The following is a 14,530-nucleotide window of genomic DNA, read 5'->3' as shown; positions in this document are numbered from 1 at the left end:
CAGGTGCGGTGTGTGCTGGCCATAGAGGGCCGGAACATTAGCCGGCTGGTGAATTGCCGTCGATTGCTGAGGCGATGTCGCCGGCGGTGAGAAACCAGATGCGGGCCGGTGATCAGCTTATCGAGGCCGTCCGTGGGTGTCACGTCGGGGTATGCCTCGGCGTTCGAGACCGGCGCTGACCGTATCGGCGGCGACGCCGAGATCGGCGGCGATGCGGGCGAGTGATTCGCCGTTGCGATAACGGGCGATGGCGTGGTCGATTTCGTTGTCGGTGAGGCGGCGTTCTTGCCGGATGGTGGCGCCGCTGGCGCGAAGGAGCCGGAGGACGCTGCCCTTGCCGAGTTGATACTTCATGGCGAGTTGGTTTGTGGACCAACCGTCTTCGTAGGCTGCGCGGATCTCGGCGAGTTGGTCACCGGTGAAGCGGCGCCGTAGTGCACGAGGTTGTGGTGGGAGATTGGGGACGCGCTCTGTGCGGTCGGCGAGTTGTTTGCGGAGCCGGTCGAGGTTGGCGGTCAGGTGGGTTTCGACGCAGTAGACGCGCATCAGTTCGATGACCGCTGTTGTTGTTTGCGCTGCACTGGTTACGGGTGCTGTGTAGATGGCGGTGAGGGAGGGGTGGTCGGCTGTCGTCGCGGGTGGGTTTGGGCGGACGATGGTGGAGAGCCCGGATGTCTGGTGGTCGGCAGGGGGAGTGTGTGGTCCGGTGTGGAGGCTCGATGCGTGGTGGAAGTCGTCGAAGGGTGGGGTGAGTGTGTGGGTGACCACGATGTCGGCGCGGTCATCGAGATGGATTGCGTGATAAAGGGTTTGGTTAATGAGTCGGCGGATGGTATCGGGGGCGGTGCTGTAGAGGGTGTGAGGATTGGTGAGCAGTTCGAGTGCGTTGCGCAGGTAGTTGGCGCCAGCGGCGAGTTCAGTGCTGGAAGTCTGTAGTCCGGCGGTGGTGTGTTCTCGCTCGGCCTGGATACGCCGGAGCCGGGTTTTGATTTTGGTTTGGGGCAGGACTGCGTCGGCGGCGAGGTCGAGCAGCCGTTCTTCCTGTGCGTCGAGTTCTGTGAGTCGTTGCCGCAGGCTGGCATGCAGGGCGCGGGTGCTGGTGTGTTCGTCGGCGAGGGCGGTGTCGAGGAGTCGGTGGACGTCGCGGATGAAGGCGGTGGGAAGTCGCAGTGTGGCGTAGTTGTCTATTACGGCTTGCTCGACCAGGTGCGCGGGCAGGTGCGGGAGGTCGCAGAGTCCGTCTTGTCGGCCGCGGCACATGAAGTAGCCGTATCGCCGGCGAGTGTGGCTGGTGGCCTCGGTATAGATCAGTCGCGCGGTGCGGCCGTTGGTGCGGCAGCGCTGGCAGAACAGTGTTCCCTTGAGGTAGTGGGTGAGGATGCGGTCGCGTTGGCCAGGGTGGCTGCGAATGTTGCGGACTGCTTGGACTCGGTCGAAGAGGGACTGGTCGATGAGGGGTTCGTGGCGGCCTGGGTAGATCTGGTTCTTGTAGACCACGAATCCGGTGTAGTAGAGGTCGGCGAGCATGCGGTGCAGTTGGCGGGCTTCGACGGGGCGTTCGGGCAGTTTGCCGCGGGCTCGGCTGGTCAACCCGCGATCAGCCATTGCCGCTTCGAGTCGTTCGACGGTGTAGTTGCCGGTGGCGTAGAGCTCCCACGCGGTGCGCACCAGCGGCGCGCGGACCGGGTCGAGTTGGATGCTGTTGAAGAGTTTGCCGTCGATTTCGGTTTGGGTGTTGAGGTAGCCGAGTTTGGCGTAGCCGTTGGTGCCGCCGTTGATGGCTTTCTGCAGCATCTTGTCGGCGATGTCGAGGCCCTGCAAGGTGTTTTGCAGGCCGTTCATGATGTCGAGCATGCCCTCCATAGCCTGGGCGTACGGGCCTTGGCCGAAGTCCTCTTTCACCGAGACCAGCCGTACGCCGATCTTTTGCAACTGGACCTGCACGATGGCGGCGTCGAACTGGTTGCGGAACGCGCGTGAGCGCATGTAGACGATGACGTATTTGACCTCGGGGTGGGAGTGCAGATAGGCGATCATCTGCTGGAACACATCGCGTTCGATGATGTCCTTGGCAGATTTACCTGGCTCGACGAATTCCTCGGCGACGATCGCATTGAGCGAATCAGCTTTGGCCGCACCGTGTTCGCGCTGGGTGTGGATGGAGAGCCCGTCGGGGTCGAGGTCGATCGCAGTGTTCATCTGTCGCTTGCTCGATACCCGCAGATACAGCACCGCAGCATCGCATTCGCTCGGATCGAGGGTTGAACGGTTCATACGAAGGTAACTCCTCCCGGGCTGTTGGAATACGAAACACAGACGCGCTTACCTGCGGACTACGCGAATCACGGTGAAATGCAGACGGATTCGCAGCTGAGCCACACGTCCCCAGGGCTCCGGCGTTGTCGGATGCGGTAGCGCTGATCTGCGGAAACATAGTGGGCGACACGACATGTCGGCGTCTTGGGCGGGCACGGGTTCTTCGGAGACGATGAAGGTCTCTTACGCCTGAAATCGATCCCGGAGTTGCCCCGTGCCCGCTGGAACAGTATCCCCTGCCGAGACCGTTGTGGGGGTGTTGAGGCAGTGCTGCGGCGAGGGGAACGCAATCAACGCAACCATTGCGCCGTCGTTGCTGGAAGTGCTTCGCGAGGTCCCCGATCCGCGCGATCCGCGCGGGATCCGGTACCCGTTGGCGACGCTGTTGGCGATCGCGATCCTGGCCGCTGCGGCGGGCATGCGGTCCTTCGCCGGGTTCGCGACCTGGACGCGCACGGCCCCGGTGGAAGTGTTGGCGGAGTTGGGTACTCGGTTCCGGCGGCCCAGCGAGAAGACCTTCCGTTCGGTGTTGAGCAGGCTTGATGCCGCAGACCTGGACCGTCGGCTCGGTGAATACTTCATGATCGTCGCCGCCACCACGGTCGACATCGAGGCCGGGGAGTTGTTGGCGGTCGCGTTGGACGGCAAAACGGTGCGGGGTGCCCGCACCGGTGGTGGACGCGCCCCGCACCTGGTGTCGGTGTAGGCCCACCACGCCCGGATGGTCCTCGGTCAGATCGCCGTGGCGATGAAGACGAACGAGATCCCCACTGTCCCGACCCTGCTGCGGCTGCTGAACCGGACCCGAATGTTGGTAACGATCGACGCAATGCACACCCAGGTAGCGACGGCGAAACTTATTTGCGGACAACTGAAGTCGCACTATTTGATGACCGCGAAAGAGAATCAGCCGAAGTTGCTCGCGCGGATCAAGGCCCAGCCGTGGGCGCTCGTGCCGACCGTGCTGCGTGATGCCGACGACAAGGCGAGCCATGGCCGTTTGGAGACCCGGACCTTCAAGATCCTCACCGCGCCCCGCGGTATCGGATTCCCCTACGCCCGCCAGATCATCGAGATCACCCGCGAACGGGTCGAGGTCAGCACCGGCAAACGGAGCCGCGAGGTCGTGTACGCGCTGTGCAGCGTCGCTTTCGAGCAAGCCCCGGCCAAAATGATTGCCGCATGGTTGCGGAACCACTGGGATATCGAGAATGCCATCCACTGGGTTCGTGACGTGACCTTTGACGAGGACAGGTCGACCGTGCGGACCGGGAACGCCCCACAGGTCATGGCGACCCTCAGAAATACCGCGATCAACCTCCACCGGCTCCAAGGAGAAATCAACATCGCCGAGGCATGCCGCACAACGGCATTCACTCCGGACCGAGCGCTACACCTCGTCACCAAAGGACAAAACTACTGGTCAGAGCTGGCTTAACCGACAACGCCGTAGCGTGTGCCACGAACAACGAGGAGGTCAGTGTAGGTAGCTGAGCTTGGAGTTGATGCTGTGCCAGAGATGAAGGTTTGGCCCTTCGGAGTCGCCGCTCGGGCGGAGGCTTCAAACCGCCACATGCTGCGTTGGCTGAAGACCGTCGTGGTGAGCGATGTGGAAAAGGCGTCGTGAGAGGCGTCAGGTGGGGACCAGGAAGATGAGTGAACCCGAACCGCTGTTGACGTGTCGTTACGTTCGAAGTGACGTCGAAACCGTGGCCATGTTCCGGGCTGCGGGAGCTGGGCCTGACAGGTTGTCCCGATTGATGGTCAGGTGGCGTCCGGCATTGAGGCGGCATGAGCCTGGTCTGCGGCTTTGGCATGGAACGTGGGAAGGCGTGCCCTGAAACCGTTTTCGTCGAGTAGATCGGCGGCGAGAGGGAAACCCCCGTCGCGGGGTGCGCCGGCGGACCGGCTCGTAGTAGTGGTGAAGCTTCTGTAATGGGTGTGGAGCGAAGGGGCCGGGTCGTCTGTGGCTGTTGTTTGTCCTGTCAACCGGGCCGTGTGGTCCGGGAGGAGCTGTGGTGAGCGAGCTGAAGTCGTCAGCGAAGTCGTTCGAGATTTTCAAGTGGGAAGTTCAGGAGGCATACGAGAAGGTCAAAGCGAACAAGGGTGCGCCGGGAGTGGACGCGGTGAGCTTGGCGGAGTTCGAAACCGATCTGAAGAACAATCTGTATCGGATCTGGAATCGGATGTCGTCGGGCAGCTACTTTCCGCCTCCGGTCAAAGCGGTGGAGATACCGAAATCGCATGGCGCGGGCACGAGGATGCTCGGGGTGCCCACGATTGCGGACAGGATCGCTCAAACGGTGGTGGCCGCGAGGCTGGAGAAGAGGGTCGAGCCGATCTTTCATCCGGATTCTTATGGTTACCGGCCGGGGCGGTCGCAGTTGGACGCGGTCGGGGTGGCTCGGCAGCGGTGTTGGAGATACGACTGGGTCATCGACTTGGACGTGGAGAAGTTCTTCGACAGTGTCCCTTGGGATCTCGTGCTCAAAGCGGTCCAGGCGCACACCGATCAGCGTTGGGTGGTGCTGTATGTGAAGCGGTGGCTCGAAGCGCCGCTTCAACTGCCCGATGGCACTGTGGCGCAACGAGATCGAGGTACCCCGCAGGGGTCCGCGGTCTCGCCTGTACTCGCGAACCTGTTCCTGCATTACGCGTTCGACATGTGGATGGTCCGGGAGTTCCCCGATGTCGTGTTCGAACGTTATGCCGACGATGCGATCGTGCACTGCGTCAGCGAACGCCAGGCTCGCCTGGTGCTGGCCGCGATCGAGAACAGGATGAGCGAGGTCGGGTTGCGGTTGCATCCGGACAAGACCCGGATCGTGTACTGCAAGGGCGGCAAACGGCGGGGCTCGGCTGAGCATACGTCGTTCACGTTCCTCGGTTACACATTCCGCGCTCGCAGTGCTCGCGACAAGCAGGGCACGGTGTTCACCTCGTTTCTGCCCGCGATCAGTAAGGACGCTTTGACCAGGCTCGGTCGTACGGTACGGGGGTGGCGGTTACATCGCCGCACCGATCTCGGTTGGGCTGAACTCGCCGCGATGATCAATCCGGTCGTCCGGGGTTGGATGAACTATTACGGGGCGTTCTACCCTTCGGCGATACATAACCTTCTGGCCCGCATCAACACCTACCTGGTGCGGTGGATCCGCAAGAAGTTCAAACGGTTACGGCCGCGCCGCAAGGCCAGGGAGTACTGGGAACGCACCACCACCGAGTACCCGCGTGCCTTCGCCCACTGGCGTTGGGTGGCCTATCCGCTGATGATCAAGACGACAGGAGCCCGGTGAAGGGAGACCTTCACGCCGGGATCTGCGGGAGCCCGAGGGTGCAATCCCCTCGGGCCACCCGACCCTGGGGCTGCTCCTGCCAGCTGTTCAACCGACAGTGCAATGCGTGGAGATCCTCCATACTTCAGATTCCCAACGAACCATAGTCATGAGCAGGCTCGTCCGCATCTGTGCAACTCGTCCGGTTGCTAGATTCAGTTTGTCCAGCACACCGTATTGAGGTCTGCACCTCCTCGATGTGCGATCCACCAATTGCCCGATTGGTTCGACAGTCCGCCGGGGTGTGACAGTCCGAGTCATATCACCAGATCTATCGCTGTCCGAACTCCCGTTCGAAGTACCGTTGCAATATTTACCGACCTTGGCCAGGACGCTCGAATTGCGTGCACCCCCGAATGCGCGACATGTCCTCTCGCCGACGACCCCGAAGAAGGCGGCTACTCCGCCGTCGTGATACTCACCGAAGACTAGCTTGAGTTCCATGCTTTGCGGCGTTGGCAGGGCTCAGCATGAAACTCAAGCTAGTCCGAACTCATACGATACAGAACGGGCGATTCGTTGCAATAATTAGCAGACCTGCGTACCCCAATCTGGATTGAGCCAGGAGATCGTTTACGGCTGTATTTGTCACTCGATTGTGGCCTGCTCCACGAATCCCTCCGTCCAGTAATCCTTGTCGATCTCGTATCGGTGAACAACGAAAGAATCAGGATGGTCCTGGAATCCAGGCTTAGGGCTAAGTCGTTCAATCGCAGCCTGCGCTTCCACCTCCGAGGAATACACCCCTATTTCCTTAACGTCACAATCGCCGCCCTCAGGTTGATATTCGTGATTGACCAGATACACGTAATTCATTTGAATTCTCCATGTCAGTACAAGTATGTAAAGAAACCTTCTACCCACGCGTCCTTGTTCAACGGCTGACGGACGATATGAAAGTCGTCAGGGTGGTCGCAGAATCCAGGCAGTGCTCTGGCGCGACGCGCAGCTGATTCCGCCTTGGCCTCGCTCGAGTACATACCTAAGATCCGCCCTTCACTGTAGTCGTCACCGATTCCATAGTAATGCTGAACAACATAGACTTCCTGCATCGCAACTCATCCTTCGGTCAGTTATCGCCCGTCACTTGGGGTTCTCCCATGAACGATCGCCGTACTTTTGGATTTTGTTGTATTCGGTATTCGGCCCCTCCTTCCAATTGCCTTCTCCGTACTTCTCGTTCATGAGGCGGCGGGCGTAGTCTTTTCCACTCTCCCCTACGTATGGTGGCCGCCCCTTGGCCCAGCTGGGCGCATCGCTAGCCTTCTCTTTACCCGATCCCGTTTTCGGGACCTGCGGTACACGTGCCGTCCCTGCGGCGTTGGCCTGCGATCCCGTCTGGTTAGCTGGATTCGCCGCAGTTTTAGGGGTGTCCTTGGGTGGCGCGGATGTCGTTGGTTTGTCTTCCTTGCGGCCCATGTTCCAGACCATCGCGCCCAATCCGAGCGTAACTACAACACCTACGCCTGCGCCCACCAACGCCCCGGGTGGGCCGCCGACCAGTGCCCCGGCCCCCGCCCCGAGCGCCACGGCATTTTCGCCGGTAAGGTCGCGCGAGTTTATGGGGTCGGCGTTGCAGTAGTCGTAGTTGTTGGCTGAGCCGCCGGAGATCGGGTCGGTTTGCAGGAACCGGCCGAGTACGGGCAGGTACGTGCGGGTGCCCATTTCGAGAGCCTGCTGGCTGGCGATGTGTTCGACCGGGACGGTGTGTTGTCCGAGGTAGCCGAAGTCCATGCCGCCTTCGGCGGTTGCCGGTATCGGGATGTCGGCAAGCGCACCCGTTTGGGGGTCGATGTTCTGGCCGAACGGGTCGTAGAGGCGGATCGCGCTGGTGCGTGCGCCACCGTCATCAGCGGTGAACAGGATGTTGCCGTGAATATCCGGGTAGGACCAGTTCGTGGTCTTGGCCTGGGTGTAGTTCTTGGTGAGAACGACACCGCCGGGCAGTTTCAGGATGCGTTGGCGCAGGTTTCCGGATGCATCGTTGACGAAATCGGGGCCGCCAGAGTCGGAGGTGAACCCGTATCGGGTGACCTCTTCGGGGTTGTTTCCGTTCTTGGTTGTGCGTGCCGCGATGCGGTTGGTGACGTCGCGAGTGTATTTCACCGACTGGCCCGCCTCGGTGGTTGTAGTCACGTGACGACGGGTGGAGTCGTAGCCGAGGGTATCGGTACCGACCTTGACGGCGTTGCCGTAAGTGTCGTATGCAAATGACAGCTTGGTGGCTCCAGCAGTGGAGATCAGCCGGTCGGCATGGTCGTAGCAGTAGACGGTGCTGGTCGGGATGCCGCCTTTGAGGCTATCGATGAACACGGTTCGGTTGGTATTTGCGCCAGCCTTGCGATTGGGCCCGCAACCGTTCTCGGCGGCGTAGCCGTAGGTCAGCTGATGGTGCGGCACTGTGGCCGCGGTCAGGCGACCGACCGCGTCGTAGCTATAAGAGTAGTTGTACCTCGTTTCGGGGGCGGCGCTGTCAGCGATGACAGCATCGGTGATGCGTTGGTCGCGAGACCGGGTCACCTCACTGGTCACCGTCGAACTCGACATCTTCCAGACGAAAGCAGCCAGCGAGTCAGCGTTATTGCGGCTGATCGCCAGACTTGATCCGTTGCCGTAGGTAACGCTCTGCAGGACGCCTGCGTCGTAACCGGATGTGGCGACAGTCGCACCGTCCAGATCCAGCCTGACCAGGCGAGATGCGTCGTCCCAGTAGTACTTCAGCGTGGAGGTGACACCCTTGACGGTGCTGGTCTCGGTGGTTCTTCGCCCTGCGCGGTCGTATTCGCTTGCCGTGGTGAAACCGGTGGCGTCGGTGTAGGCCACGACCCGGCCATGCAGGTCAATCTTGGTAGTGGTGGAACCGCTCTCGTCGCTGACCTTTCTGATGAGTGGGTTGCCGCTTACCGCGTAGTCGTAGGTGATCGTCCGTGCGGGCTGTTGCCCCATGGCCGGGAACGATCTCTCGGCCATCCGGCCGCGAGCGTCATATCGCACACACGACCAGGGCTCGGCATTGATCCGGGTCGCGACGGTGCGGCCTGCGCCGTCGTACACGCGCTCGAGCACGTTGGGTGACCCGTCGGCATTCGGCGCCGAGGTAACGGTCTTCTCCATCCCAGCCTGGTTGACTGCCGCGGATTTCGAATCGCACGGATTCGTGCGGGTTTCGGTGCCTCCGTAGTAAGTGAACGTGCCACGCTCGTTCGGGTTGGTGATATCACCACCAGGTAGGGCTTGGGCCAGTTTACGCAGGTATCCTTCACCGGGCTGCTCAAAGCTGTTGCGCCGGACCAGATTGGCCCCATCCGAGTCGTTAGTCTTGGACACCACCAGCCCGTATACAGGATCGATCCCGTTGGCCGAGTCCGAGTAGCCGGTTGTGATATCCATTGACGGCGCTCGTTCGACGCTGCCACCAGAGGTGCTGGACGTAGCCTTGCTGGTTTCGAGTCCGTAGCGCGGTGCCAGGTTCTGGCCTGGGACGGTTATTGCGCTACCTGTACCTGGTGGTGTCCACGTGAAGTCGAGTGCACCGGTGGTGCCGCTACGGTTGTAGTAGTCGACCCGAACACGATGCCGACTACCGGGTGTGGTGTTGGTATAGGTCCCGCTCACCGCGGTGGCAGCCTTGTCGGTCCAACTGTCGATGACCAGTGCGTTATCGATCCACAACCGGACACCGTCGACGACAGTGAACCCGAGCTTGTACTCACCGGTCGCGGGAAACTTGACCTCACCCATGAACCGGCCCGACCAACCACCGCTGTTGGCGACCGGCGGCGCCGAGCCCCAGTTGCGCTTCAAGCTGGCGTCAGCGGTGCCGACACCGGTGCCCCACTCCTGGGGAACACCCGCGAGGAACGGGTTGTCGTAGAACGCAGCCTCGAGCCCGTTCAGGTTCTCGTCGTACCCCTTCCGGGTGTGCGGCATCGTCTGAGCGCATTTCGGGGTCGGAAGCTGCCCGTTGAAGCACTCGGCCGGGGCCGGACCGTACTGATCAATGGGACGATCCGCGTGGTCATAGATCAGCGTCGTGCGCCGACCGGTCGTGTCGATGCTGGCGGTCTGTTTGTCTTTGGCGTTCCATTCGGTGCGGACGGTGTCACCGACGGCGTCGGTCGAGGTGAGTTGACGCCCGGCGTCGTCCCATGTGACATGACGGGCGCCCACCTTGGTTCCGTTGGTGTAAGCGGATGCCTTTTTGTGGGACAGGGCAAGTTCGTAGTCATAGGTACGCGCTGTCCGGTAGACCCCTTGCCTGCCTGTTGGGGTGGGGGCCTGGATCTCGGTCGGCGCGAGATGCGTTCGGGTGGAGTCGATTTCGTCGTCGAACGTGTCGTAGACGATCAGGGTGCGTTCGAGGTTGTCGTTGTAGGAGGCCAAGGTGGCTCGCCAGTCCATGGCCAAGCTGTCGCGGATCTCGTTGAGCGGCCCGACCGCATCGAGTGCTTTCTGCATTTTCTCCGGGTCGTTGCCTGCTGCGTCGTAGTTGGCTTTCGCGGCTGCCAGATCCAGGTAGCTGTAGTCCCGGATTTCCGAGCCGGGATTTTCGATACGGGTGAGGGCGCCGACCATGTACCAGAGTCGGGTTTCGGTGCCGTCCCAATAGGTGATGCGGCACAGCTTCTGCGCCGGAGCCGAGTGCGCGCCCGGCGGCAACGATGCACCGCCGTAGCAGCTGTTGCTGTTGTCACTGTTGTAGTACAGCGTGTGCGACCGCCCCGAGACCGGGTCCTTGATCTGAGTCAGCCGTGCGGGGGTACCGCTATAGAGATATTGCAGCGACGCCGGCTTCTTGCTGTCTGCCACAGTCGACACCGCGGCCAGGGTGCCATCGACGTTGAATATCGACACCACACCGTTCTCGGTGACCGAGATCCGGCCACCGGCATCGACTGCGAGGACGCCGTCGCTGGTGTGTGGCGGCGCGTAGCCGCCCCCGGAGGTTTTCGCCCAGGTGTGTTTGCCACCCGTGGCGTCGGTGAGAATGACAGAGCCGCCCAGCATTTCGGCTGAGGCATAACTGCTGCCCATCAACCCGAGGGTCCACCCGTGCGGCATCGGTCCGGTGTCCTGGGCAAACAACACATCGGTCGTCACGATCCGCGGACCCCAATTGTGCGAGCGCGTGGTAATGCCAGTGGTGCTCTTGGCCCACAACACCATCTTCGGCTTCTCAGTGCTGCGGTGATACAACTCGACCTTGATCGGCACCCGCTGCAAGCCGGTCAGCGACACATCGGTGCTCTTCTTCGCTGTGGCGGTGTCGAATTCCGACCCCACCGCGGCCGCATTCGGTCCGTCATAGACGAGTTTGTTATCGACCCAGATCTTCGCGCCGTCGGCATGGGAACCGGCGAAGCTGTAATCACCGGTCACCGGTGCCCGGAAGTGGCCTTCCCATCGGACGACGAACCACTGCTTGTCCAAAGCGGCGGGCAGCGGGTCTTCGCGCCACGGATAGTTTTCCGGAACGCTCCACGCGTTGCCCCAGTCCAGATTCACCTGGGCTTCGTCGCGCACCATCACCGGCGCCGCGTCTGCGACCCCGTTGTGGTCGGCGTCGTTGAAATACGACGCCCGCAGACCATGCGCCTCCCCGTCTTGACGGGAGTTGTAGGCGAAGGTGACACCCGCGGACCCGCCGAGCGCCTCGAAAACTGGCCCTGCGGCTTCGGTCCGGACATTGCCGTTGAACATGTTCACCGTGACCGGCCCGAACTGATCAACGGGCGACGGTCCCGCGCTACCGATGCGCTTGTCGACCCTGAAATGCCCGACCCAGTTCTGCGGCGACGGAGCCGATCCACCCGACTCCACGGTAGCCACCGTCCAGGAGTAGCGGCCACCGTCGCGCAGAACGTCCTTCGGGACAGCCCACTTCGGAGAGCTCAAACAACCGGAATCGATGACGCTGCCCGACCGTCCGTCGAAACCGGTCGAAATCTTGAAACAATATTTGGTGCCCGACGCCGCAGCGCTGACCACCAAGGACGGGGTAACACTCGCGATCACCGAATCCTCGACCGGAGCAACCAGATTCACCTGTGGACCGAGAGTAGGATCAGTTGGTTTGGTCGGATCAGTGGGCTTGGTGGGGTCAGTGGGTTTGGCAGGATCAGTGGGGTTGGTGCCGGTGCCGTCGCTGTAGTCGACGATCAACGCTGCCTGGAGTTGTTTAAAGGTATAGGAATTGGTGGTTTCGGCGCCGCCGAGCATGAACCAGGCGTTCTTGTCGGTGGCCTTCACACGATCACCGAGGTATGTGGTCAGCGCGGGGGCTGTCAACGAGCCGGAATCACCGACGCTCGCCGAAGCCAGCTGATCCCCGAGCGCGTCGTAGCCCAACGGAGATTTGGCTTGGAACAGCGTTATCTGCGACGCGGCCGTCATTTCCACCGGCGGCACCGGCGGGTTCGGCACCTTCACGTCCACGCGCGCACCGGTCACGGTCTTGCCCGCGAGTGGGGCGAGGTCGTAGCGAATCGCTGAGCGCCACAAAACGTTCTGGCCCGTCCAGTTCCGGGCGTTGCCGGTACGGATTCCGCAGTCGGTGCAGGGGGCTGTGCCTTGCTGGTAGGCGATCGTTTCGGCTTGCTGACCGAATCCGAAGGTGTAGGTCGGATCGACCACCACCGGGAACTTGCGGGCAGAGTCTTTCAACCATTTCGTGTCCACCGCCACGGTGAGCTGCCAGCCTTCGCCGTCACGGGCCAGGGTGTAGATGCCGTCGGTACGCGCCGAGGCCTTCTTGTCCTTCTCGCTGCCCGAAGAATCCCAGACCTCGATCGGGGGTAGCGCGGCGACGACCTTGCCCGCTTTGTCGCTGATCTTGATGGTCTTGCCGTCGACCTTCGGGGTCAGCGCGCCGGTGTTCAGCTTGAATACCCAACGTCCTTCGCCCACAGCAGGAGCGGACTTCAGGATGATCGACTCTTTGATCGCGTCTGCGGTCACGTCGTAGGTGACGTCGGTGTTGGGCAGGGCGTTGGCATAGGTCGCGGTCGATCCGGTGACCTTGCGGCCAGCCTTGCCCGCGCCCTTCAGCTCGAGGGTGACCGGTGTGCCGTTCTGGTTGACCCGGAACAGATTCGGGTCGTTGGCGAACTCGGCCAGATCGATCCCGACGGTGCTGCGTGCGGCGGTCACTCGCTTGGAGTCCTTCTGCTCTACGAGCCGGGTATCGATCGGATCCCAACCGCCCTTGCTGTTGCGGACGCTGACCGGCACCTGCGAGAGCACCATCGTCTTAGTGCCGTTGGTGTTGGTGAACTCGACCGAATCCTCGGTCCGCGCCGACTCTTTCGAAGTCTTCGGATCGAAACCACCCTTCACCGGGGCAGCGGCGGCGGTGCCGCCTGCGAGCAATGGCGTGAAGTCCGCCTCCGGTGCGGGCTGCTTATTAGTCAGGGATGGCTTCGGAACGGCCTTGGACATCATCAGCGGAATATCGCGCGGGTTCGTTCCTTTCGGTGCCGCGGCGGCCTCCGGAGAAAAAACCACCGGCACCAATGTCGCGATCAACGCGGCAACCAAAACCGCCGACCACGAAACGACCTTCAACCGATACCAACTAGCAGGGAGCCAACGCGCCAACGCGCCGCCCTGATGGCGAAACCTCATCACACTCCAAATTCCCCAAGCCCATCGACGGGCATACTGAATCAGACAGAAACAGCTGCCACGTCACACGCAGATTTGCGTGGAAGTAGCAATCCTGCAATCACATACATCGGAAGTAACATCACAGCAAGCACGTTGGAGATTCGCCTCTGAATTCCTATCCAGAGCCGATTCTGTCGTGCGGAGCTGCGATAACATGTTTGAGAACTGGCGCTACGACCACCTTGTGATCGATGAGCAATTTAACTGGTATTCAGGCGAGTTCGATACCGCGATCCCCGCCGACCACGCATCGAACAATGGCTTTCAAAGGGCGAAAGTATCGAATCGACCGCGTACTCCGCCGGACTCGAACAACTGATCAGGCGGCGCGCAGGGAGGAGCCCGGACATACGCCGAGGCTGCACAACTCGTCGCGGGCATTCACTTCAGGACGACATCCCCGATCCCCTCCGCCAGCGCGTAATGTCTTGACAACGACCGATATTGAAACATCGGTTAGCCACACGGGAGACGGTACAGCGGAACCAGATGGGGAGTATTCAGCCACCACAACTGGGGAGCCGAATACGGGAGCGCCCGACACACGCCCGCGCAGAGTCGCTCCGAGACCGGACGCCAGGGTAATCACCGCGGCCAGCCGGGCAGACAGCCCGATCGGCGCCCGCTGGCCATCGCACGCTCACTAGCGTCCCGCCGATCCCCTCCCCCGCATCCAGTACGCGGTGGCACCCATCGCCGGACCGGGTCACAACCCGCACCAGCACGGCAACCAACGCAGCCGCCCACGAAACCACTTTCCAGCGATACCAACTAGCAGGGGACCAACGCACCAACGCGTCGCCCTGACGGCGAAACCTCATCACACTCCACAACACCCGAGCCCATCCCCTTGATGGGCCATCCCCAAATCGGGCGAAAGCGTAACAACGCGACAAAACACGTCAAGGCGGAGCGAGTTGCGCACATGTACTCGTTTTGTGAAACGAGTCACACCATCCTCCCGGCCGAACAAGCCGAGCACGGGCATCTAGACGTTGTTACTTCAACTTCATTCCAGGACAAGTAGTTTGAGAGCTCAACTCGCCAACTCCGCCACGTCGAGTTCCCTGAAAAGCCAAGCCGCCCATGCTGATTCGCATCCTGCCAATGAAGTTTCATCCTGCATAGGAAGCAGCACGTAGTCGAAATCACATAACCGCCAAGGCATCCCGCGTCACGGAGCCCTCCGACCGCTCATGCGCTAGCCTCGATCT

Annotated in this window: 5 protein-coding genes and 1 pseudogene; 2 read left to right on the top strand and 4 right to left on the bottom strand. The window is 61.5% G+C overall.

Going from position 1 to position 14,530, the window contains the following annotated elements; all coding sequences use genetic code 11:
* Positions 1-117: 117 nt before the first annotated feature.
* On the bottom strand, positions 118-2,274 hold the full coding sequence (locus ACQPW1_RS43720) for a recombinase family protein (RefSeq protein ID WP_433659364.1): 2,157 nt from the start codon (positions 2,272-2,274) through the stop codon (positions 118-120).
* A 256-nt stretch (positions 2,275-2,530) separates the two neighbouring features.
* On the opposite strand from ACQPW1_RS43720, the pseudogene ACQPW1_RS43715 reads away from it, so the two are divergent.
* Positions 2,531-3,754 (top strand): annotated as a pseudogene (locus ACQPW1_RS43715) (ISAs1 family transposase).
* Between the two features lie 580 nt (positions 3,755-4,334).
* Entirely contained in the window at positions 4,335-5,612 is a 1,278-nt protein-coding gene (gene ltrA, locus ACQPW1_RS43710) for a group II intron reverse transcriptase/maturase (RefSeq protein ID WP_433659362.1), read from the top strand.
* A gap of 627 nt (positions 5,613-6,239) precedes the next feature.
* Here ltrA and ACQPW1_RS43705 read toward each other — a convergent pair.
* Genes ACQPW1_RS43705 through ACQPW1_RS43695 form a run of 3 tightly spaced genes read right to left on the bottom strand, consistent with a single transcriptional unit; the run spans position 6,240 to position 13,274 of the window.
* The gene (locus tag ACQPW1_RS43705; RefSeq protein ID WP_433659360.1) at positions 6,240-6,467 is read right to left on the bottom strand and encodes a DUF7336 domain-containing protein; all 228 of its coding nucleotides are present in this window, start codon (positions 6,465-6,467) and stop codon (positions 6,240-6,242) included.
* 14 nt (positions 6,468-6,481) lie between these two features.
* Complete coding sequence (locus tag ACQPW1_RS43700) at positions 6,482-6,703, bottom strand: DUF7336 domain-containing protein (protein ID WP_433659358.1); 222 nt, start codon at positions 6,701-6,703, stop codon at positions 6,482-6,484.
* A 31-nt stretch (positions 6,704-6,734) separates the two neighbouring features.
* Entirely contained in the window at positions 6,735-13,274 is a 6,540-nt protein-coding gene (locus tag ACQPW1_RS43695) for a PA14 domain-containing protein (RefSeq protein WP_433659356.1), read from the bottom strand.
* Positions 13,275-14,530: the final 1,256 nt, after the last annotated feature.

The sequence above is a fragment of the Nocardia sp. CA-128927 genome (genome assembly GCF_050955855.1).
Taxonomy (GTDB): Bacteria; Actinomycetota; Actinomycetes; order Mycobacteriales; family Mycobacteriaceae; genus Nocardia.
Note: the sequence above shows the minus strand (reverse complement) of the source record. Positions and strands in the feature narration are given on the sequence as shown.

Excerpts from the sequence above, each read along its gene's own strand:
- ACQPW1_RS43695 (WP_433659356.1), bottom strand. The coding sequence starts at position 13,274 with ATGAGGTTTCGCCATCAGGGCGGCGCGTTGGCGCGTTGGCTCCCTGCT.
- ACQPW1_RS43720 (WP_433659364.1), bottom strand. The coding sequence starts at position 2,274 with ATGAACCGTTCAACCCTCGATCCGAGCGAATGCGATGCTGCGGTGCTG.
- ACQPW1_RS43700 (WP_433659358.1), bottom strand. The coding sequence starts at position 6,703 with ATGCAGGAAGTCTATGTTGTTCAGCATTACTATGGAATCGGTGACGAC.
- ACQPW1_RS43705 (WP_433659360.1), bottom strand. The coding sequence starts at position 6,467 with ATGAATTACGTGTATCTGGTCAATCACGAATATCAACCTGAGGGCGGC.